The 19,786-nt window shown below is 73.9% G+C and carries 19 protein-coding genes; 9 read left to right on the top strand and 10 right to left on the bottom strand.

What is annotated here, in order from left to right; genetic code table 11:
* Position 1: 1 nt before the first annotated feature.
* Complete coding sequence (locus ABD419_RS24010) at positions 2-1,531, bottom strand: ABC transporter substrate-binding protein (RefSeq protein WP_344492360.1); 1,530 nt, start codon at positions 1,529-1,531, stop codon at positions 2-4.
* Positions 1,532-1,914: 383 nt separating this feature from the next.
* Here ABD419_RS24010 and ABD419_RS24015 point away from each other — a divergent pair, with 383 nt between their 5' ends.
* Positions 1,915-3,087 carry an ROK family transcriptional regulator gene (locus ABD419_RS24015; RefSeq protein ID WP_344492363.1) on the top strand — a complete coding sequence of 391 codons (1,173 nt, stop codon included), beginning with the start codon at positions 1,915-1,917 and terminating at the stop codon, positions 3,085-3,087.
* Positions 3,088-3,252: 165 nt separating this feature from the next.
* Positions 3,253-3,909, top strand: a complete 657-nt coding sequence (locus tag ABD419_RS24020; protein WP_344492365.1) for a DUF998 domain-containing protein — start codon at positions 3,253-3,255, stop codon at positions 3,907-3,909.
* 205 nt (positions 3,910-4,114) lie between these two features.
* Here ABD419_RS24020 and ABD419_RS24025 read toward each other — a convergent pair whose 3' ends face one another.
* From ABD419_RS24025 to ABD419_RS24050, 6 genes are all read right to left on the bottom strand, one after another.
* Positions 4,115-5,119: an N-acetylglucosamine kinase gene (locus ABD419_RS24025; protein ID WP_344492368.1), complete on the bottom strand. Its 1,005-nt coding sequence runs from the start codon at positions 5,117-5,119 to the stop codon at positions 4,115-4,117.
* Complete coding sequence (locus ABD419_RS24030; RefSeq protein ID WP_344492698.1) at positions 5,116-6,366, bottom strand: family 4 glycosyl hydrolase; 1,251 nt, start codon at positions 6,364-6,366, stop codon at positions 5,116-5,118. Before ABD419_RS24030 ends, ABD419_RS24025 begins: the two co-directional genes overlap by 4 nt.
* A 204-nt stretch (positions 6,367-6,570) precedes the next feature.
* Positions 6,571-7,758: an IS701 family transposase gene (locus ABD419_RS24035; protein ID WP_425556187.1), complete on the bottom strand. Its 1,188-nt coding sequence runs from the start codon at positions 7,756-7,758 to the stop codon at positions 6,571-6,573.
* Positions 7,759-7,906: 148 nt separating this feature from the next.
* Entirely contained in the window at positions 7,907-8,647 is a 741-nt protein-coding gene (locus ABD419_RS24040; protein ID WP_344492374.1) for an SDR family NAD(P)-dependent oxidoreductase, read from the bottom strand.
* A gap of 15 nt (positions 8,648-8,662) precedes the next feature.
* Positions 8,663-9,610 (bottom strand): NAD(+)/NADH kinase, encoded by a 948-nt coding sequence (locus ABD419_RS24045; RefSeq protein ID WP_344492377.1) that lies wholly within the window; start codon positions 9,608-9,610, stop codon positions 8,663-8,665.
* Positions 9,607-10,608, bottom strand: a complete 1,002-nt coding sequence (locus tag ABD419_RS24050) for an SPFH domain-containing protein (protein ID WP_344492380.1) — start codon at positions 10,606-10,608, stop codon at positions 9,607-9,609. Before ABD419_RS24050 ends, ABD419_RS24045 begins: the two co-directional genes overlap by 4 nt.
* Positions 10,609-10,674: 66 nt before the next feature.
* Here ABD419_RS24050 and ABD419_RS24055 point away from each other — a divergent pair, with 66 nt between their 5' ends.
* Positions 10,675-11,349, top strand: a complete 675-nt coding sequence (locus ABD419_RS24055; protein ID WP_344492383.1) for an NUDIX hydrolase — start codon at positions 10,675-10,677, stop codon at positions 11,347-11,349.
* Positions 11,350-11,362: 13 nt separating this feature from the next.
* On the opposite strand, the gene ABD419_RS24060 is transcribed toward ABD419_RS24055, so the two are convergent.
* From ABD419_RS24060 to ABD419_RS24070, 3 genes are all read right to left on the bottom strand, one after another.
* Positions 11,363-11,824 (bottom strand): hypothetical protein, encoded by a 462-nt coding sequence (locus ABD419_RS24060; protein WP_344492386.1) that lies wholly within the window; start codon positions 11,822-11,824, stop codon positions 11,363-11,365.
* A gap of 146 nt (positions 11,825-11,970) precedes the next feature.
* Entirely contained in the window at positions 11,971-12,516 is a 546-nt protein-coding gene (locus tag ABD419_RS24065) for a hypothetical protein (RefSeq protein WP_344492389.1), read from the bottom strand.
* 97 nt (positions 12,517-12,613) lie between these two features.
* Positions 12,614-13,492: a LysR family transcriptional regulator gene (locus tag ABD419_RS24070; protein WP_344492392.1), complete on the bottom strand. Its 879-nt coding sequence runs from the start codon at positions 13,490-13,492 to the stop codon at positions 12,614-12,616.
* A gap of 120 nt (positions 13,493-13,612) precedes the next feature.
* Between ABD419_RS24070 and ABD419_RS24075 the strand changes: the two genes are divergently transcribed.
* From ABD419_RS24075 to ABD419_RS24100, 6 genes are all read left to right on the top strand, one after another.
* Positions 13,613-14,245, top strand: a complete 633-nt coding sequence (locus ABD419_RS24075) for a dihydrofolate reductase family protein (protein WP_344492395.1) — start codon at positions 13,613-13,615, stop codon at positions 14,243-14,245.
* Between the two features lie 41 nt (positions 14,246-14,286).
* Positions 14,287-15,387 carry a winged helix DNA-binding domain-containing protein gene (locus ABD419_RS24080; protein ID WP_344492398.1) on the top strand — a complete coding sequence of 367 codons (1,101 nt, stop codon included), beginning with the start codon at positions 14,287-14,289 and terminating at the stop codon, positions 15,385-15,387.
* Positions 15,388-15,639: 252 nt separating this feature from the next.
* On the top strand, positions 15,640-16,173 hold the full coding sequence (locus tag ABD419_RS24085) for an SUKH-4 family immunity protein (protein ID WP_344492401.1): 534 nt from the start codon (positions 15,640-15,642) through the stop codon (positions 16,171-16,173).
* Between the two features lie 143 nt (positions 16,174-16,316).
* On the top strand, positions 16,317-17,519 hold the full coding sequence (locus ABD419_RS24090; RefSeq protein ID WP_344492404.1) for an MFS transporter: 1,203 nt from the start codon (positions 16,317-16,319) through the stop codon (positions 17,517-17,519).
* 90 nt (positions 17,520-17,609) lie between these two features.
* Positions 17,610-18,392 carry an SDR family oxidoreductase gene (locus tag ABD419_RS24095; protein ID WP_344492407.1) on the top strand — a complete coding sequence of 261 codons (783 nt, stop codon included), beginning with the start codon at positions 17,610-17,612 and terminating at the stop codon, positions 18,390-18,392.
* Between the two features lie 45 nt (positions 18,393-18,437).
* Entirely contained in the window at positions 18,438-19,772 is a 1,335-nt protein-coding gene (locus ABD419_RS24100) for an MFS transporter (RefSeq protein WP_344492410.1), read from the top strand.
* Positions 19,773-19,786: the final 14 nt, after the last annotated feature.

Genomic DNA, 19,786 nt, shown 5'->3' on the forward strand with positions numbered 1-19,786 from the left:
CCTACTGCTCGACCGGCGTGATCTTGGTGAGGATCTGGATGCCGGTCATGCCCTGCATGGGGGCGCAGTACGGGTCGTCCTTGGTGGGGAAGCCGGTCCAGTTCTTCTCGCTGAACTGGTAGAACTCCAAGGGGCGGTACATGAGCGGGATGGCGGGGGCCTCGGCGCGGATGATGTCGTCGAGCGCGGTGTAGGCGGCGGTGGCGCCGGCGGCGTCGGGAGCGGTGGCGGCCTCGTCGAGGAGCGCGGGGACGTCGTCGTGGTGGAAGCGGCCGAAGTTCCAGAAGGCCATCTCGCCGACGGGCGGGACCTCGCGGTCGTCGATGAGGTCGCGGATGCGCGACCACGGGCTGGAGGGGGCGACGTCGGAGACGTACCACAGGACCATGTCGAAGGCGCCGTTGCCGAGGTTGTCGTTGACCTCGGTGAAGTCGCTGAACTCGGTGACGACGTCGATGCCAGCCGCGGTGGCGGTGGTGGCGACGATGTCGAGGGCGGCGTTCCAGTCGGTCCAGCCCTGGGGGGTGGCGGCCTTGAAGGGGCCGAGGCGGGTGCCGTCGGGGAGGACGTAGATCCCGTCCTCGCCCTTGGCGGCGCCGACCTCCGTCTCGAGGATGCGGGCGGTCTCGGCGGGGTCGTAGGACCAGCCGGCGGCCGCGGCCTCGGCGTTGAAGTGGACGCTCTCGGCGCCTTCGGGGAGGATGACGCTGGCCTGGGCGGGGTCGCTCATGCCGGCCATGGCGCTCTCGGCGATCTTGGCGTAGTCGATGGCGTGGGCGAGCGCGCGGCGCACGCGGGCGTCGGCGAGGGGTCCGGTGACGGTGTTGATGATGAGCATGGGGATGGAGCCGGGCAGGTGGTAGGGGGCGTCGGGCTCCCAGGTCTTGACGGGCAGGCCCTTGTCCTCCCACAGCTCGTTGACGCGCGGCAGGAAGTACGCGGAGAGGTCGATGTCGCCGTTCTGGAACGAGAGGTTGGCGGCGTCGTTGCCCTCGTAGATGGCGTGGACGACCTTCTCGGGGACGGGCTTGCCGTGGACGGCGTCGCCCCAGTAGTCCTGGTGGAGCGCGAGGGTGACGTCCTGGTGGGTGTAGGAGTCGAGGGTGTACGGGCCGGAGCCGACGGGCTCGGTGTTGGGGAACTCGGTGAGGTCGGCGTCGGCGACCCCGTCCCACACGTGCGCGGGGAGGATGTACGTGAAGCAGAGCAGGTCCATCAGGCGCAGGCGCTGGGGGCGCTCGGCGTTGAGGGTGAAGACGACGGTGCGGTCGTCGGGGGCCTCGATCGCGTCGACGTAGGTCCACACGTCGCCGTAGGCGATGCCTTCGTTGCGGTCGCCGAGGCGGAAGGTGGAGACGACGTCGGCGCTGGTGAGCGCGGTGCCGTCCTGCCAGGCGGTGCCGTCGTGGAGGGTGACGGTGCCGACGTTGTCGGCCCATTCGATCCCGGAGGCGAGGAGCGGCTCGGACTCGCCGGTGAGGAGGTTGAAGTTGAACAGGGTCTCGTAGACGTGGACGGCGTAGTTGCCCACGGGCCAGGAGGCGGTCCAGCCCAGGGGGTTGAAGTTGGCGGGCTCGCCGTCCTGGAGGCCGGCGGTGTAGAGGACCGTGGCGGTGCCGTCGGCGCCGCCGGTCCCGGTGCAGGCGGCCAGGAGGCCGCCGGCGCCGACGGCGGCGGACGCCTGGAGGAGGAAGCGGCGGCTCGGGGCGGCCGGGGCGGTGCGTCATGGTGGAGTCCCTTGCTCGGGGCGACGGAGGGGTCGCCGTGGGGATTGGCGTTCGAGGAGCGTTAATAGTTAGATAAGATTACTAACTTATAAGCGCCGATAGTATACTCAGCGAGCCCCCGGGTCAACATCGGCGCGAAGAAAATCGCCGCACGCCCGTTCACCTGGGCAGATGAAGAAGGACGCCCATGCGCACCAACGGCACGCCGGACCCGCCGGTCCCCTCCGGGTCCTCCCACCTGCTCCGGACCATCAACGAGCGCGCCGCGCTCTACCACCTGCTGGAGAACGACACGCTCACCCGCGTGGAGCTGCGCAAGCTCACCGGCCTGGCCAAGCCCACGGCCTCGCAGGTCATGCTGCGGCTGTTCGAGTCCGGGCTCGCGGTCACGCTCGGGCGCACCACCGCCAGGCAGGTCGGGCCCCGCGCCGAGGTGTACTCCGTCAACGCCGACCACGCGTTCGCCGCCGCCGTGACCCTCCACGAGCCCGACGGCGTCACCGTCGCCGTCCGCGACCTCAAGGGCCGCGAGCGCGCCTCCTCCACGCGCCGCATCGACTTCACCGCCGTCCCCGTCGACCGCGCCGTGCAGAACATGCTGAGCGCGACCGCGAACGACGCCGGGATCGACCGCGACCGCATCGCCGTGGTGCACCTGGCCGTGCCCGGCGCGTACGACGCCGAGACCGACACCATCGGGTACGCCGACATCCCCGGCGCCCCCGAGGTGCACATGCGCGAGGCGATCGAGACGTACCTGGACTGCCCGGTGACGATCCACAACGACGTCAACGCCGCCACCGTCGCCGAGCGGCGCAACCCGGCCGTCTCCGGCGGGCTCGTGCTGCTGTGGCTCGGCCGCGAGGGCATCGGCACCGGCATCGACCTGGCGAGCGGCCTCGTCGTCGGCGCCCGCGGCGCCGCCGGCGAGCTCGGGTACGTGCCGGTGTACCCCGACCGGACCGGCCCCGACGACCCGACCTACCAGGACTGGATCGGCGCACCGGCCGTCGTCGCGCTCGGCCGCGAGCACGGCGTGGAGGGCGCCGACGCCGTCGCCGTCATGACCCAGGCCGTCAAGCGCGGCGCCGACGCGCTCATCGACGCCTACGCCGACCGCGTCGCCGGGGCGCTGCACCTGCTCACCTGCCTGTTCGACCCGCCGAACCTGGTCCTCGGCGGGGAGATCGCCCGCGCGGGCGGCGAAGCCCTCGTCGACCGCGTCCGCCGCCACGCCGAGGCACTCGCTGAGCGCATCCTGCCTTCCGCCGTGTACGGCGACGCCGTCGCGATCGGCGTCCTGGACCTGGCGTACGAGGACCTGAAGGGGCGCGTCCTCGACGCGGCGCTCCCCTCCTGACGCGGCAGGGTCCGCACCGCGACCGCGGCGGGCCTCAGCAAGCGGGGCGGGCGTGCGCCGGGCGCGACGGGGATGGCGGCCGCGGCACGGCTTCCGGCAGATCCGCTGCGGCCGTGGGCTGCGTACGCTGAGGGCACACTCCTCCCCACCCCCGAGGAGGCGCCGATGCGCCCGTCCACCCGAAGCCTCCTGCTCCTCGGCGCCGCCGCCGGGCCGCTGTTCCTGGTCGCCGCCACGGTCCAGAGCCTGCTGCGCGCCGACTACGACCTCCTGCGCCACCCGATCAGCTCCCTGGCGATCGGCGGCCACGGCTGGGTCCAGGTCGCGAACTTCATCACCACGGGACTGCTGATCGTCGCCCTGGCGCTCGGCGCGCGCCGCGCCCTCGCGCCGGGCCGCGGCGCGCTCTGGGGCCCGATCCTGCTGGCCGCCTGGGGCGTCGGCCTCATCGGCGCCGGAGCATTCGAGTCGGACCCCGTCAGCGGCTACCCGCCGGGCACGCCCGACCACCTCACCGACTACACCACCGCGGGGGCACTGCACGACGCCTTCTCGATGCTCGGCTTCGCCGCGCTCATGGGGGCGGGACTCGTGCTCGGCGCGCGATTCGCCCGGACCGAGCGGCCGTGGGCCGTGTACTCGGTGCTCACCGTGCTGGCCTTCGGCGTCCTGCTGGCCCTGGCGAGCCTCGGGTTCGCCCAGACCGAAGGCCTGGTCGAGTACGGCGGCCTCTACCAGCGCGCGTCGCTCCTCGTCGGGTTCACCTGGACGACGGCGCTCGCGGTGCGCCTCCTGCGCGCCGCACCGGAGGCGGACGGGTAGGCCGATTCCACCCGTTGGCCTACGGCGCGAACCGAAGCGGACGGCCGCACCATGCGGTGCGGCCGTCCCGTGAAGGCTTGGGGCCTTCTGACCGGTCGTCATCCGGCCCGTCGGTCCGCCGCGTCGTAGGCCCTCCCGATGCAACACCGGTATCGGGAGGGCCTTGCGAGCCGACGGACTCGGACACCGCCGGTCCCTGATGGCCCTAGCCGACCCGGATCGGCTCGCGGGCGGCGATCTCGGCGGCGAGGCGTTCGTGGGCCGGGCCCGCGACTTGGCCGGTGAGGGCGTCGAGGGCGGACCAGGCCGCACCGAGGACCGGGGGGCGGTCGAGGGCGGTGAACTTCGCGAGCGGGTACTCGTCGGCCAGGCGCGGTTCCAGGTGCCGCAGGAGCGCGGGCGGCGCGGCCGCGAGGACCCCGCCGCCGCCCACGACGGTGAACGGCGACCCGCCGAGGCCGAGGCGGCGGGCGGCGACCCGCACCATCGCCATGACCTCCTCGGCCTGCCGCTCCACGACGGACTCCGCGCACGCGTCGCCGGCGTCGGCGGCCGCGAACAGCCGCGGCACCAAGCCGTGGACCATGTCGCGCGAGAACGCGCCCAGGTGCAGGCCGATCGCGGCCTCCTCCACCGAGCCGGTGCCGAAGTGGGCCCGGACTGCGGCGGCCAGCGCCGTCGCCGGGCCGCGGCCGTCCTCGGACCGGGAGGCGTGGAAGAGCACGGCGTCGCCGAGGTCCTCGCCGCCGCCCCAGTCACCGGTGGTCGGGCCCAGCGCCGGGAACCGCGACCACTCGCCGGCCTCGTTGCGGCCCACGCTGTTCATGCCGGCCCCGCAGATCACCGCGACGGCGTTCCGGTCCTCGGTCCCGGCGCGCAGCAGCGCGAACGTGTCGTTGTCGACCCGGACCGCGTCGGCCCACCCGTGCGAGCGGGCGTCGGCGGTCAGCCGGTCCACCTCGACCGGCAGGTCGGCCCCGGCCAGGAGGGCGTCGACGCGCGCCAGCGGCACGCCGCTCCCCCACCCGGCCTCGGCGCGGGCGGCGGCGATCAGGCCGCCCAGGAAGTCGATCGACTCGCGGTAGCCCAGCCGGTGCGGCGAGGAGGTCCCCGCCCGCACGAAGGCTTGGACGCGGCCGTCGGCGGTCGCGGCGACCACGTCGGTCTTGGAGTTGCCGCCGTCGACGGCGATGAATGCGGTCCCGTTCACGCCCAAGGCAGGTGGTCCCGCCCGGTCGCGATGAGACGGCGCGTCAGGCCCTCGGCGAGGTCGTGCTGGCCGACCAGCGGGTGGGCGAGCAGTGCCTCGTAGACGCGGCGCTCGCCGCCGTGGACAGCGGCGGCCACGCCGAGCTCCTCGTAGGCGGCGACGGCCGAGACGAGGCCGCGCTGGCGCGCCCCGAGCGGCACGGCGGCCGCGGGCGCGATCTCGGCGCCGACGGCGGCCGACACCTCGATGACGGCCTCGTCGGGCAGGTACGGCAGGAAGCCGCGGTTGCGCACGTTGACGGCGTGGACCGCGCCGTCCTCGGTGAGCAGGGAGCGCATGAGCGCCACGGCCGCCTCGGAGTAGTAGGCGCCACCGCGCTGGGACAGCAGGTCGGGCTTGCGGTCGAGGGTGTCGTCCTCGTAGATCTTCCAGAGCTCGGCCTCGATGCGGGCGACCTCCCGGCCGCGCGAGGGCGCGGAGCGCATCCGTTCGACCTCCTGGTCGTGGGCGTAGTAGTAGTGCAGGTAGTAGGAGGGCACGAGGCCGTCGGCGAAGACGGCCTCCGGCAGGTCGACCTCCTCGGCGATCGCGGCGCGGTGCTCGGCGAGGAGCTCGGGCAGCACGTCGCGGCCGTCGAGGCGGACGCCGGTCTCCCAGGTGAGGTGGTTGAGTCCGATGTGGTCGAGGACCACGTCCTCGGGGGCGCGGCCGAGGAGTCCGGCGAAGCGGCGCTGGAAGCCGATCGCGACGTTGCACAGGCCGACGGCGCGGTGGCCCTCGTCGAGCAGCGCCCGCGTGACCATGCCGACGGGGTTGGTGAAGTCCACGATCCACGCGCCGGGGGCGGCCGACCGGCGCACCCGTTCGGCGATGCCGAGCACGACCGGGATGGTGCGCAGGGCCTTCGCGAGCCCGCCCGCCCCGGTCGTCTCCTGGCCGACGCAGCCGCATTCGAGGGGGAAGGCCTCGTCCTCGATCCGCGCGTCCTGGCCGCCGACGCGGAGCTGGAGCAGCACGAGGGACGCGTCGGCCACGCCCCGGTCGAGGTCGGCGGTCCAGGAGACGCGGGCGTCGCTGCCGTGCCGGCGCATGATGCGCTGCACGAGCGGGCCGATGACGTCGAGCTTGTCCACGGCCGGGTCGACGAGCACGACCTCGTCGATGCCGAGGGCGGCGGCGTTGGCGCCGAAGCCTTCGGCCAGCTCAGGGGTGTAGGTGGATCCGCCACCGACCACGGCGATCTTCATCAGGGTCCTCTCGGTCGTCGACCGGCCGGGGGCGGCGGTCATAAATAGTCAGGTTAACTAACTAACTCATCGATGTCAACGTGTGCATCGGACCGCGGCGGTCTCTCGGAGTCCGATCACCTCGATTCCGAGATAACTCTTGAAGCGATCGGGGACGGCGCCGGACAACGGCCCCCGCGACCGGGTGTGGTCTCGCCGGGACGTTCAGCGCCAGTGGATGGCCCGGGGCGCTTCGGGACCGCCGACCTCCCCCTGGGCGCGCTCGGCCGCGGTGGTGACGGCGACGAACGCGTGGGCCAGCATCGCCAGCGTCACATGTCGGTACCACCCCTCCCACCTGCGGACCTGGTAGTGGTCGAGCCCGCACTCGGCCTTCGCGGCGCGGAGGCAGGCCGCCATGATGCGGCGGGCCTCGGCGGTGCGCACGATCTCCTCGCGCCGGACCGCGTCGGCGTGGAAGCACAGGTAGTACACGAGTTCGGCGGGGCGCTCGGTCGAGCGGCGCACCAGGAGCGTCCGCACGAACCCGGGCGGGAGGTCGTCGGCGCCCGGCAGGGTGGCCCAGGCCCAGTCGTACTCCCCCGCAGCGCATCCGCCTGGACGGGGCGGCACCCGGTGCCACGCCGATTCGGGTGCGCCGCTGGCGAGGACGTCGACGCGGCCGCTCTCGTCGGACTCGCGAAGCGTCTGCGTCAGCGGCACTTCGACGACGTACGACAGGCGGCGCGAGGACAGGAACGCCAGGAACGCGCTGTCGCGGCCGTACGTGGCGTCGGCGGCGACCCAGCCGGCCTCCACGCCGGCGGCGACCGCGCGGCCGATCATCGCCTCGGCGAGCCGCGGCTTCGCAAGGGCCCCATCGGCGACGCGGCCCGCCGGGACGCCCGCGGCGGCGCAGCGGTCCGGGTCCTCGGCCCACGAGGGCGGCAGGTACAGCTCGCGGTCGATGAGCGCCGCGCCGCGCTCGCCCACGTAGGCGAGGAAGACGCCGACCTGGCAGTTCTCGGTCCTTCCGGTGGCGTGCAGGAACTGCCGCTGCACGCCGGCCGACGAGGGGCCCCGCTTGGGGAAGCCCGTCTCGTCGACGACGAGCGCGCCGCCGGGGCCGGCCAGGTGCGCGGCGGCGTAGGCGCGCAGCGCGTCTCGCACCAGGTCGGCGGACCAGACGGCACGACTCAGGAAGTGCTGCACGCGAACCGGGGTGGGGTCGCCGGCGGCCGCGGCGAGCTGCCATCCGGTCTTGCGTTCGAGGGGCGAGAGCAGGCCGATCAGGTAGGTTCTGGCGCGGCGCCGGAGCTCCACTCTGCCGAACAGTCCGGCCATCGTAGAGAAAACCTCGTCCAATCGTGAGCGCCAGCTCGTGATCTCTTGGGGTGCAACGTCTTCGATCATCAATGAAGATTGTAGAAAGGCACCGGAAGCGGCGTTCGCCCCGCTTTCACATGTATTGCGCGGACCGGTGCCGCGGACGCGCTCCGGCCGGATCCCCATGGCAGGAGGGGCGAACGGGACCGCCCGCGGGCGGTCCCGTTCCTGCGACCTAGGGCTCGTGCTTGAAGGCGAGCCAGCCGCCGTCGACGGGGAGCTCGGCGCCGGTGATGTAGCTCGCCTCCTTCGAGGCCAGGAACGCGACGGCCGCGGCGACCTCGTCGGGTCGGCCGACGCGGCCCGCGAGCGTCCCCCGGCCGGCGCTCGCGATCTCCTCCTCGGAGGTGTCGGCCCAGTGGGTCGTGAGGATGGGACCCGGTGCGACCGAGTTAAACCGGACGTCGGGGGCGTACTCGACGGCGAGCTGGCGGACGAGCGCGCTCAGGCCGCCCTTCGCGGCGGCGTAGGCGGTGTAGCCGGGGTGCGAGCGGTGGGCGTGGACCGAGGAGACGGCCACGACCGCGCCGCCCGACGCCCGCAGCGGTCCGATGAGGGCCTTGACGCCGAGGTAGGCGGCTTTGAGCGTGACGTCGAGCGTCAGGGCCCAGTCCTCCTCGGCGAGTTCGTGGGGCGCGCCGAGGACGCTCGCGAACGCGTTGGACACCAGCACGTCGACCCGGCCGCGGGCGGCGAGCACCTCGGCGGCCAGCGCCTCCCAGTCGGCGGCGCTGGCCGCGTCGCACCGCCGGTAGTGGACGCCGGGGGTCGCCGCGGCGATCCGCTCCCCCGCCTCGTCGTCGACGTCGGCGACGTAGACGACCGCGCCCTCGCCCGCGAGGCGGGCCGTGCAGGCCGCTCCGATGCCCTTCGCTCCACCCGTGATGACGGCGACTGCGCCTTCGAATCGGTTCATCGGCTCACCGTAACGTCATGATCCGGTGGGGCGTAACCGGATGCGTCGGGCCGACTGCGGCGGGGGCACGACCAGGTGGAGGCGGCGGTCGGCGAGGCCGATGGTGATCTGCTGGCCCCAGGTGACGGTGAGGTGGTCGGACTCGACGCCGTCGGCGAAGACCACGAGCCGCTCGCTCTCGCAGACGAGCCGCAGCTCCTGGCCGGTGCCGAGGGTGCCGGAGGTGAGGGCGGTCCCGGTGGCGGGCGAGGGCCAGGCCTCCCTGACGAACCAGGACAGGGCGTTGGCCTGGAACTCGGGCAGGACGTCGTGGCGGTCGCGTTCGGCGGCGATGGAGGCGCTCCAGCCGGTGGCGCCCGCGCCGGTGGCGACGAGGAGGCCGGAGGACGACTGGCGTTCGCCGCGGCCTTCGGCGTCGACGAGGCGGTAGCGGGCGGACTGGTGGCCGGCGTGGCCGGCGTAGACCTCGTTGAGGCCGGCGATCTGCTGGCCGTCGTCGAGGCGGGCGGCGACCATGGCGAGGGCGCGCACGGCCGCCTGCCGGTCGGCGACCGCGCGGAGGGCGCGGGCGGTGTCGGCGGCGCGGAAGCGGACGAGGACGCCGGCGTTGCGGCCGGGTTCGGGGTCGACGCCGACCACGGGCTGGTCGGCGAGGTACTTGGCGAGGTTGGCGACGAGGCCGTCCTGGCCGACGGCGACGACGATGTCCTCGGGGCCGAAGAGGAAGCGGGGCAGGTCGTCGCGGTCGACCGCGCCGCGGCGCCAGTCGGCGGGCACGGCGGCGTCGACGGCGGTGAGCGCGGACTGGAGCGCCTCGTGGCGGGTGGTGACCTCGTCGAGGTCGCGGCCGCGCTGGCGCAGGAAGTGGGCGGCGGCGGCGCGGGTGCCGTGGCGGACGAGGAGTTCGTCGAGTTCGCTGCGGCGGCTGACGACGACCACGCGGGGGGCGAGGGTGGCGCTCATCGCTGGCCGTCGGCGAGGCGGGTGAGGGCCCCGGTGAGGAGGTCGGGGGTGATGGTGAGCTGGCCGATCTCGGGGAGCCCGCCGGCGAGGTCGCGCAGGGCGAGGGCCTGGAGGGTGGCGACGGGCAGGTCGCGGTAGACGGCCATGCGCGCGGCCTCCTTCTCGGCTTCGGCGGCGCCGACCGTGCGGACCCGGTCGGCCTGCGCGGCGGCGAGGGTGCGGGCCTTCTCGGCCTGGCCCTGGGCGGTGGCGAGTTCGGCGGCGGCGGTGAGTTCGGCGCGCCGCCTGTCGTTGGCGCCCTTCTGCTCGACGAGCTGCTGCTCGCGGCGGGCGAGTTCGATCTTGTTCTGGAGCTCGTTCTCGGCGATGGCGCGCTCCTGCTCGACGGCCTGGGCGCGGCGGGCGTAGGTGGCCTTGTCGGCGTCCTGCTGCACGGCTTCGCGGGTGGGGGTCTGGAGCGAGCGCTCCATCTCGGGTTCGGGGCGGATGGCGACGACGCGGGCGCTGACGACCGCGACGCCGACGTCGCCGAGGCGGGGGTCGGCCGAGAGGGCGGCGGCGACGGACTCGCGGACCTCGGTGATGGCGAGGGTGAGGGCGTCGGCGAGGGGGACGCGGGCGAGGAGGTCGAGGGCGGGCTGCTGGGCGAGTTCGGTGAGGAGGGTGGCGATCTGGTCGAGGGGGCGGGCGCGGGCCTGGCCGCGGTAGGGGTCGACGGAGAAGTCGAGGCGGGTGGCGGCCAGCGCGGGGTCGGCGATGCGGTAGGTGACGGTGGCCTGGACGGTGACGTCGGCGAAGTCGGCGGTGCGGGCGTGGAACATGAGCGGGAGTTCGCGGTCGTCCACGGGGACTTCGGAGAGCACCGCGGTGAGGGGGCGGTACCAGAACGACTGGCCGGTGCCCTCGTTGACGGACCGGCCGCGCTTCTGGAAGCGGACCCAGACGGTGGGGGTGCCGCGGAGGTGGCGCAGGAACAGGCGGTTGGTGACATCGGCCATGGGGGCCTCCTTTTCTCGTCATCATGACGATAATCCATGTGCTAGGTTATCGTCAAGGTGGTGATAATGAGTTATCCGGTGTTCGCGGTCACGGTCGACCTGGTGGTGCTGACCGTCCGAGAAGGAGAACTGCAGGTGCTGCTGGTGCGGCGCGGATGCGAGCCGTTCCTCGGCGAGTGGGCGCTGCCGGGCGGGTTCGTGCTGGCGGACGAGGACCTGCCGACCGCCGCGCGGCGCGAGCTGGCGGAGGAGACGGGCCTCGACGGGCCGGGCGGGCACCTGGAGCAGATCGCCAGCTACGGCGATCCCGACCGGGACCCGCGCGGACGCGTGGTCACGGTCGCGTACCTGGCGCTGCTGCCCGATCTGCCGACGCCCACGGCGGGGACGGACGCGGCGGAGGCGGAGTGGCGGCCGGTCGGCGAGCTGGGACTGGCGTTCGACCACGACCGCATCCTCGCCGACGGGGTCGAGCGGGCGCGGTCCAAACTGGAGTACACCCCGCTCGCGGCGGCGTTCTGCCCGCCGGAGTTCACCATCGCGGCGCTGCGCCAGGTCTACGAGGCGGTCTGGGGCGAGACGATCGACCCGCGCAACTTCCACCGCAAGGCGACCTCGACGCCGGGGTTCGTGTCGGCGACGGGCGCCTCGACCGAGGGCGAGCCGGGCCGACCGGCCCGGCTCTTCCGGCGCGGCGAGGCGGCGGTGCTCAATCCCCCGCTGCTGCGCCGCGGCGCCTGAGCGGCCCGGGCCCTCAGTCGGTGCGCCGCTCCGCGATGGAGGCGGCCGTCCGGGTGATCGCGTCGCCGATGAGCTGCCCGTAGGGGTCGTCGGCCAGCGCGGGCGCGTGGGCGAGGGCGGCGTCGATGTGCCGTTGCGCCGCTTCGAAGGAGCCGAGGCGGCGGTAGTCGTCGGCGAGGTTGAGGTGGAGCGAGGGGTAGAACCCGGCGACCGCGAGGCCGGGGTGGTGGGCCGCGGTGCGCTCGTCGGTGAGGGCGTCGGCGGCGTCGAGGGCGCGGACGTTCCAGGCGAGGGCCTCGGCCGGATCGGGGTGCAGGTCGGCGAGGTGGTGGGCGAGGGTGCAGCGGTGGAGGGGGTCGCCGGCGGCGCCGAGTTCGGCCCAGAGGCCGAGGAGCGTGCGCCGGGCCCCGGCGGGGTCGCGGGTCTGGCCTTCGGCGACGGCCCTGCTGATGGCGTCCATGGTCGGGTCGGTCATCGGGTCCTCGCTGTCGTGGGGCGGTCCGTCCCAGCGTAGGTCTCGCGGCGGGGCGGTCGGCGGGCGCGGGGCTGTGTCGTGCCGTGGGGCCCGCGGACCGCGGGTTCGCGGCGGCGCCCGCCCTCATCGGCGGGCGCCGCGGGGCGCTAGCTGATCTGGTAGGAGCCGGCGCGGTTGCTCCAGCCGATGGTGCCGAGGTTGGCGAGGTTGTCGATCCACGTCGAGGAGGCGCCCGACAGGGTCACGGAGTCCCAGAGCTTGATGTCGCACGAGCGGTAGGTGTGCACCGAGCTGGCGCGGTTGCTCCATCCGGCGGCGTCGAGGTAGTCCACGCTGAACTCGACCGGGGAGTAGGCGGCGGTGCAGGTGTAGTTGGTGGCGACGAAGGAGCGGGTGCCGCCGGCCGGGTCGTAGTTCGTGCGGTCGTACATGGTGATGAGGACGGTGTCGGCGAGGACGCCGACCTCCGCGGAGGCGGCGCGGTCCTCGGCGAACGCGGCGGCCTGCGTCGAGGCGCAGCTGACCTCGTCGGTCACGAGGTTGACGACGCAGTGGTCGGCGCCGGTGGCGCCCTGCGCGGCGGCCGGGGCGAGGGCGACGAAGCCGAGCACGGCCGGGAGGGTCAGCAGGGCCGCGATCAGCGTGCGCCCGCGTGTCACGGCCTTGGGGGTGAGTTGTTCGAGTTTGCTCATGCCCCAAGGGTATTGGACCGTGCCGGACCGTCCGGCCGGGGAGGCGCGCCGCGATCGCCGCCAGCGGCGTTCCGGATCCGTTGCGGCCCTCCGGAGTTCACGCCTCGTCGAACCGGGCCGCGACGGCGGCGAGGATGCCGAGCATCGCCGCCGTGGCGGGCGGGTCGGGCGGGTCGCCGTACACGGCCGCGGCGACGCGGCGCGGGCCGCAGTCGAGCGGCACGGCGTGGACGCCCGGCTCGCGGTGCGCCCGCAGTGCGAGTCCGTTGTGGACGGCCACGCCCATGCCGGCGGCCACCAGCGCGTGCGTGACGACCATGTCGTCGCTGGAGTACACGATCCGCGGCGTGAACCCCGCGCGCTCGCACGCGGCCACCGTGGCGGCGCGGCACCGTTCGCAGCCGCCGATCCACGCCGAGTCCCGGTGGTCCTCGATCCGCTGGCCGGGGCGGTCGCTGAGCAGGTAGAGGCGGTCGTCCAGGAGGTGGACGAGGCGGACGCCGTCCGCTTCGAACGGCGCGCCCTCGTCGCGGAAGACCAGGGCGAGGTCGGCGCGGCCCGAGCGCAGCAGCGACAGGGACTCGACGGGGTCGGCGTCGGCGAGGTGCAGCTCGATGCCCGGGTGGGCGCGGGCGAGCTCGGCGGCGGCGCGCGGCACGAGGGTGCTCAGGGCCGTGGCGAACCCGGCGATGCGCACGCGGCCGGCGCGCAGGCCCACGCGGGCGGCCAGCTCGACCGACGCGGCGTCCATGCGGCCCAGGATCTCCGTGGCGCGCCCGGCGAGGAGCTCGCCCTCGGGGGTGAGGCGGATGCCGCGGCCCGCGCGCTGCACGAGGGCCGCGCCGGTGGCGGCCTCCAGGCGGCGGAGGTGGTGGCTGATGGAGGGCTGGGAGTAGTGCAGCTCCTTGGCGGCGTCGATCACCGAGCCGTGCCGGGCGACCGCTTCGAGGACGCGGAGGTGGATCGGGTTCAGCACATCAATTTCCTTGATGGGTCTCGGCCGGACTTGGCATTGGACATCATGACACCGGGCGGCGATGATCGCTGCAGGGCCGGGCCGCGCCGACGCGGCCCGGGAAGCGAAGGAGCACCGACCATGTCACTGGCCCGAGTCCACAACTTCTCCGTCTCGCTCGACGGCTTCGGCACCGGGGAGGGCACCAGCTGCGAGGCCTTCTTCGGACACGCCGGGGAGCGCCTGCACGAGTGGATGTTCGCCACCAAGTGGTGGGAGGAGGGCGGCAGCGCGGGCGTCGACGACGCCTTCGTGCGCCAGCACGACCCCGGCATCGGCGCGGAGATCATGGGATCGGGGAAGTTCGGCTTCCCCGGGTGGCACGAGGACCCGGAGTGGAAGGGCCCCTGGGGATCCAACCCGCCGTTCCACACCCCGGTCTACGTCCTCACCCGGCACGCGCGGCCCTCGGCGGAGATGGAGGGCGGCACCGTCTTCCACTTCCGCGACGCCTCCCCCGCGGAGGTCCTGGAGGAGGCCCGCAAGGCCGCCGGCGGCAAGGACGTGCGCATCGGCGGCGGCGCCACGGTCATCCGCGAGTTCCTCAAGGCCGGGCTGATCGACTACATGCACGTCGCGGTGGTCCCGATCCTGCTCGGCCGGGGCGTGCGCCTCTGGGGCGGCCTCGAAGGGGTCGAGCGCGACTTCAAGGTCGAGGCGACCTCGGCCCCCAGCGGGGTCACGCACCTGACGTTCGACCGCGTCCGGGCCTGACGGCGGCGCGGCGGGTGGTCCGCGTGCGGTTGAATGGCGGCGTGTCCGTCATCAGCACCCGCACCCTCAACCGCACGCTCCTCGCCCGCCAGTTCCTGGACGAGCGGGTCGCCCTCGCGCCGCTCGCAGCCGTCGAGCACCTCGTGGCGATGCAGGGCCAGTTCCCGAACAGCCCGTACCTGGGGCTGTGGACGCGGCTGGCCCCGTTCGCGCACGCCGACCTCGCCGCGCTGCTGGAGGACGGGACGGTCGTCCGCTCGGTCACCCTGCGCTGCACCGTGCACCTGTCCTCGGGCCGCGACTACGCCTGGCTGCGGCCGGCGGCGCAGCCGGTCGTCGCGACCGTGCTGAAGTCCTCGTACTACGCGGCCGAGATCGCGGGGCTCGACCTCGACGAGCTGACCCGCGCCGGCCGGGAGCTGCTGGCCGGGAGGACGCTGACGCGCAAGGAGTTCGGGCTGCTGCTCGCCGAGCGCTTCCCGGGACGGCACGCCGGGCGGCTCGCCGACACGGTCGAGATCACCGCGGCCCTCACCCACGCCGCGCGCAACGGCGCGTGGGGCGGCTGGCGCCACCCCTCCAACGTCGCCGTCTCCCTCGCCGAGGAGCAGACCGGCGTGCCGCTGCGCGAAGAGCGCGACCTGGAGCGCCTGGTCCGGCGGTACCTCGCGGCGTTCGGGCCCGCGAGCGTCATGGACGTGCAGGCGTGGTCGGGACTGACGCGGCTGCGGGCGACCGTCGACGCGATGCGCAGCGAACTGCGGGTGTGCAAGGGCGAGAACGGCATCGAACTGTTCGACCTGCCGGACGCGGTCCTCGCCGACCCCGACGGGCCGGCGCCGGTGCGGTTCCTCCCGGCGTTCGACAACGCGCTCCAGGGCCACCGCGACCGCACCCGGATCATCAGCGAGGAGGACCGGAGGCGGTACGCGGCCGGCGCCTCGGGCGGCGTCCCGATGGTCCTCGTCGACGGCTTCGCGGCCGGGACCTGGACGGTCGCCGGGAGCACCGTCACCGTCAGCCCCACGCGGCCGCTCGCGGACGCCGACGCCGCGGCCGTCCTCGCCGAGGGCGCGCGGCTCCTCGACTTCATCGCCCCGGACGACCCCGACCGCCGGATCGTCCTCGCCGACCCGGCCTGACCGCACCCGCACCCGCACCCGCACCCGCACCCGCACCCGCACCGGATCGTCCACAAGGGCGACCCGGCCTCGGCCGAACGGGCGGTTTCACGCCCGCGACGCTGCGCGGCCGTCACTCGCGGCGACCCGCGCCACCCGCGTCGCCCGCGTGCGGGCGAGGGGGGCGGCGGGACCGCGCGATCTCCCCTATCGTCCACAGAGGGGGCTCGCCCGACGCCCTCTCAGTGCGGTGCCACCGGCCGAGGAGTGGACATGCGCGTCCTCCAGGAGTACGTCAAGGCGTGGGGTGCGGACAACGTGATCCGCTTCCCGCGCAGCCGCTGGATGCGGGAGTTCCCCGCGCCCGCGCGGACCTACCCCGAGGTCGACCTCCTCCCGGTCGACATGTCCGCGGTCTTCACCTCGTACCTCACCGGCCGGTACGAGCTCTTCGCCCGCGTCGACCTCGAGCGCGGGCCCGCCGGGGCCCTCCAGGTCGTGGTCGTGGGCGCCGTGCCCGCCGACCCCGAGGCGACCCTGTTCTGCTTCGACACCGCGAGCGGCCGCGTCCTCATGTTCGGCGCCAAGGACGGCACCCTCGAACTGGTCAACGCCAGCTTCCGGACCCTCAGCGAGTTCCTGTTCCACTTCGCGCTCTTCGTGAACGAGGACACCGGCCGGGCCGGGCGCGCGCGGCGCGCCGCCGTCCTGCGCAGCACCCTCATGAAGATCGACCCGGCCGCGTTCGCCGACCGCGAGTCGTGGTGGTCGATGACGTTCATGCAGCTGGAGTACCGCATCCCCTGACCGCGCCGGAACCGGTTCGCCGGACCCCGCGATCCGCTGTACGCTTCCGACGGCCCCGCCGTCGCCTCACGGACGGGCCCCGCCCCTGGTCCCCCAGGCCCCCTTGCGCTGCCCCGCAGCCGAAGTGAACGAGGTGTCCCCCCGTGTCCGGACGAACCGCGACCGAACCGCCCGCCCTCGACCGCCGGTCCCTGGCCGCGCTCGTCGCACTCGCCGTGGCCGCGTTCTGCTACGTGACCGTCGAGACCGTCCCCGTCGGGCTCCTCGGCGAGATCGCCCGGGACCTGGAGGTCACGCAGTCCCAGGTCGGGCTCCTGGTCACCGCGTACAGCGTCACCGTCGCGGTGCTCACGCTCCCGCTGGTGAAGCTCGTCGCCCGCGTCCCGCGCCGCCCGCTCCTGCTCGCCCTCATGGCCGTCATGATCGTCGCGACCGCCGGATCGGCCGCTGCGGGCGAGTACGGGACGCTCTTCGCCGCCCGCATCGCGACCGCGCTCAGCCAGGCCGTGTTCTGGGGCGTCGTCGGCCCGGTCGCCGCCGGGATGTTCCCCGTCCACGTGCGCGGCCGCGTCATGGCCGTGGTCTACACCGGCGGCTCGATCGGCCCGATGCTCGGCGTCCCCGGCGCGACCTGGCTCGGCCAGCGCGCCGGATGGCCCGCCGCGTTCCTCGCGCTCGCGGCGATGGGCCTGATCGCGTTCGGCGTGCTCCTGGCGGCCCTGCCCGCGAAGCCGACCCGCAACGAGCACGCCGGGCGCGGCACGACGCCGGACGCGCGCCGGTTCGCGCTGGTGCTCGCCACGACCGTGCTGTCGGTCGCCGGGTTCTTCGCGGTCTACACGTACACCTCGACGATCATCACCGCCGTCGCCGGCATGTCGGTCGCGATGCTCGGGCCGCTGCTGCTGGTCCGCGGCCTCGCCGACTTCGGCGGCATCGCGGCGGGCGGCGTCCTCACCGACCGCAGCCAGCGCCTCGCGGTCACGCTGCCGCTCATCCTGCTCACCGCGATCTTCGCCGCGATGTGGGGCTTCGGGGCGAGCCCGTGGGTGACCGGCGGGGTGATCGTGCTGACGGGCCTGTCGATGGGCATGTTCAGCCCCGCGCTCCAGAACCGCGTCATGGAGTTCGCGCCGGGGAGCACCGACACGGCGTCGGCCGCGAACTCGGTGGCGTTCAACGTCGGCATCGCGCTCGGGTCGTCCCTCGGCGGCCTCACGCTGACGCACGGGGGCGCCGGGCACATCGCGCTGACGGGGACCCTGTTCGCGGCGGCGGCCGTCGTCACGAGCGTCCTGACCACCGACCCGGACCGCGGCGCGGCGGCGGGCGCCGGCGGTCGCTGACGCGGTGGGGGTCCGCCACATGGGGCGGGCGGGGATTGTGTGGGGCGGTCACATGGTCCGGACGGGGACTCGTCCCTAGCATTTACCTGCATGAATACCGTAACACCCGCCGCGGCGCACGCGTCCGCGGCCGAGAGGGCGAACCTGTCCGGACGGACGGCGCTGGTGACCGGCGCGGGGTCCGGGATCGGGCGGGCGTGCGCCGCCGCGCTGGCCGCGGCCGGCGCCGAGGTGCACGCCGTGGACCGCGACGGCGACGCCGTGCGCGAGGTCGCGCTCGCGGTCGGCGGGACGGCCCACGTCGCCGACCTCGCGGACCTCGACGCGGTCGCCGCACTGCCCGGCGAGGTCGACGTCCTGGTCAACAACGCCGGGTTCCAGCACGTGGCGTCGCTCGGCGAGTTCCCGGCGGAGCGGTTCGAACTCATGCACCGGGTGATGGTCACGGCGCCGCTGCTGCTCATGCAGCGCTGCCTGCCGCACATGCGCGGCGGCGGGTGGGGCCGGATCGTGAACGTCTCCAGCGTGCACGGCCTGCGCGCCAGCGCGAACAAGGCCGGGTACGTCGCGGCGAAGCACGCGCTGGAGGGCCTGAGCAAGGTCGCCGCGGTCGAGGGCGCGCCGCACGGGATCACCAGCAACTGCGTGAACCCCGGGTACGTGCGCACGCCGCTGGTGGAGCGCCAGCTCGACGACCTCGCGGCGGCCGGCCGCGAGGACCCGCTGGGGTCGGTGCTGCTCGACCGGACGCCGGTGAAGCGCCTGCTGGAGCCCGAGGAGGTCGCCGCCGCCGTGGTGTGGCTGTGCGGCCCCGGCAGCGGGTTCGTCACCGGCTCCTCCCTCACGCTCGACGGCGGCTGGACCGCCAACTAGCCCCCTGTACCCCCTGTACCCCTACTATCGAGAACAGGCACGCCCATGACCGACACCGCCCTTACTCCATCCCCGGTAGACAAGCGCCGCAACGGCATCGGCCGCATCGTCACCGCGAGTCTGGTCGGCACCACCGTGGAGTGGTACGACTTCTTCCTGTACGGCTCGGCCGCGGCGCTGGTGTTCAACACCGCGTTCTTCCCGACCGACGACCCGCTGACCGGGACGCTCATCGCGTTCCTCAGCTACGCGATCGGCTTCCTCGCCCGCCCGCTCGGCGGGATCGTGTTCGGCCACTTCGGCGACAAGCTGGGCCGCAAGAAGCTGCTGGTGCTCAGCCTGCTGCTCATGGGCGGCGCGACGTTCGCGATGGGCCTGCTGCCCGTGTACGCCCAGATCGGGGTCGCCGCGCCGATCCTGTTGACGCTGCTGCGCCTGGTCCAGGGCTTCGCCCTCGGCGGGGAGTGGGGCGGCGCGGTCCTCATCGTCTCCGAGCACGGCGGCGCGAGGCACCGCGGGTTCTGGGCGTCGTGGCCGCAGGCCGGGGCGCCGGGCGGGAACCTGCTCGCGACGGGCGTGCTGGCGCTGCTGGCGGTCGTCCAGTCCGAGGAGGCGTTCCTGGACTGGGGCTGGCGCATCCCGTTCCTGCTGTCGGGGGTCCTGGTCGTCATCGGCCTGTGGATCCGCATCTCGGTGTCGGAGTCGCCGGTGTTCCTGGCGGCGCAGGCCGCGAAGGCCGCGAGCGGTGTGAAGGAGCGGCCGCCGATCGTGGAGGTGTTCCGCACCGGCTGGCGCGAGGTGCTCGGCGCGATCGGGCTGCGGTTCGGCGAGAACGTCTCGTACTACATCCTGACGGCGTTCGTGCTGGTCTACGTGACCGTGCACCTGGAGCTGTCGCGGGGCCTGGCGCTGAACGCGGTGCTCATCGCCTCGGCGGTCCACTTCGTGACGATCCCGCTGTGGGGCGCGCTGTCGGACCGGATAGGGCGGCGGGCGGTCACGCTCGTGGGCGCGGTCGGCATGGCCGGGTGGGCGTTCGCGTTCTTCACGCTGGTGGACTCCGGGGACTTCTGGACGGTGACGCTGTCGGTGACGACGGGCCTGCTGTTCCACGGCGCGATGTACGGCCCGCAGGCGGCGTTCGTGTCGGAGCTGTTCGACACCCGGGTGCGGTACTCGGGCGCGGCGGTCGGGTCGCAGCTGGCGTCGATCGTGGCCGGGGCGCTGGCGCCGATCATCGCGGTGAAGCTTCTGGCGGACTTCGGATCCTCGACGCCGGTCGCGGTGTACCTGTGCGGCGCGGCGGTCGTCACGGCGATCACGGCGGCGGTCATCCGCGAGACCCGGGGACGCGATCTGACCAGCGACGTCAGGGCGTAGCTACACTCGGACGA

The organism is Glycomyces endophyticus (genome assembly GCF_039531525.1).
In the GTDB taxonomy this organism is placed as follows: domain Bacteria; phylum Actinomycetota; class Actinomycetes; order Mycobacteriales; family Micromonosporaceae; genus Glycomyces; species Glycomyces endophyticus.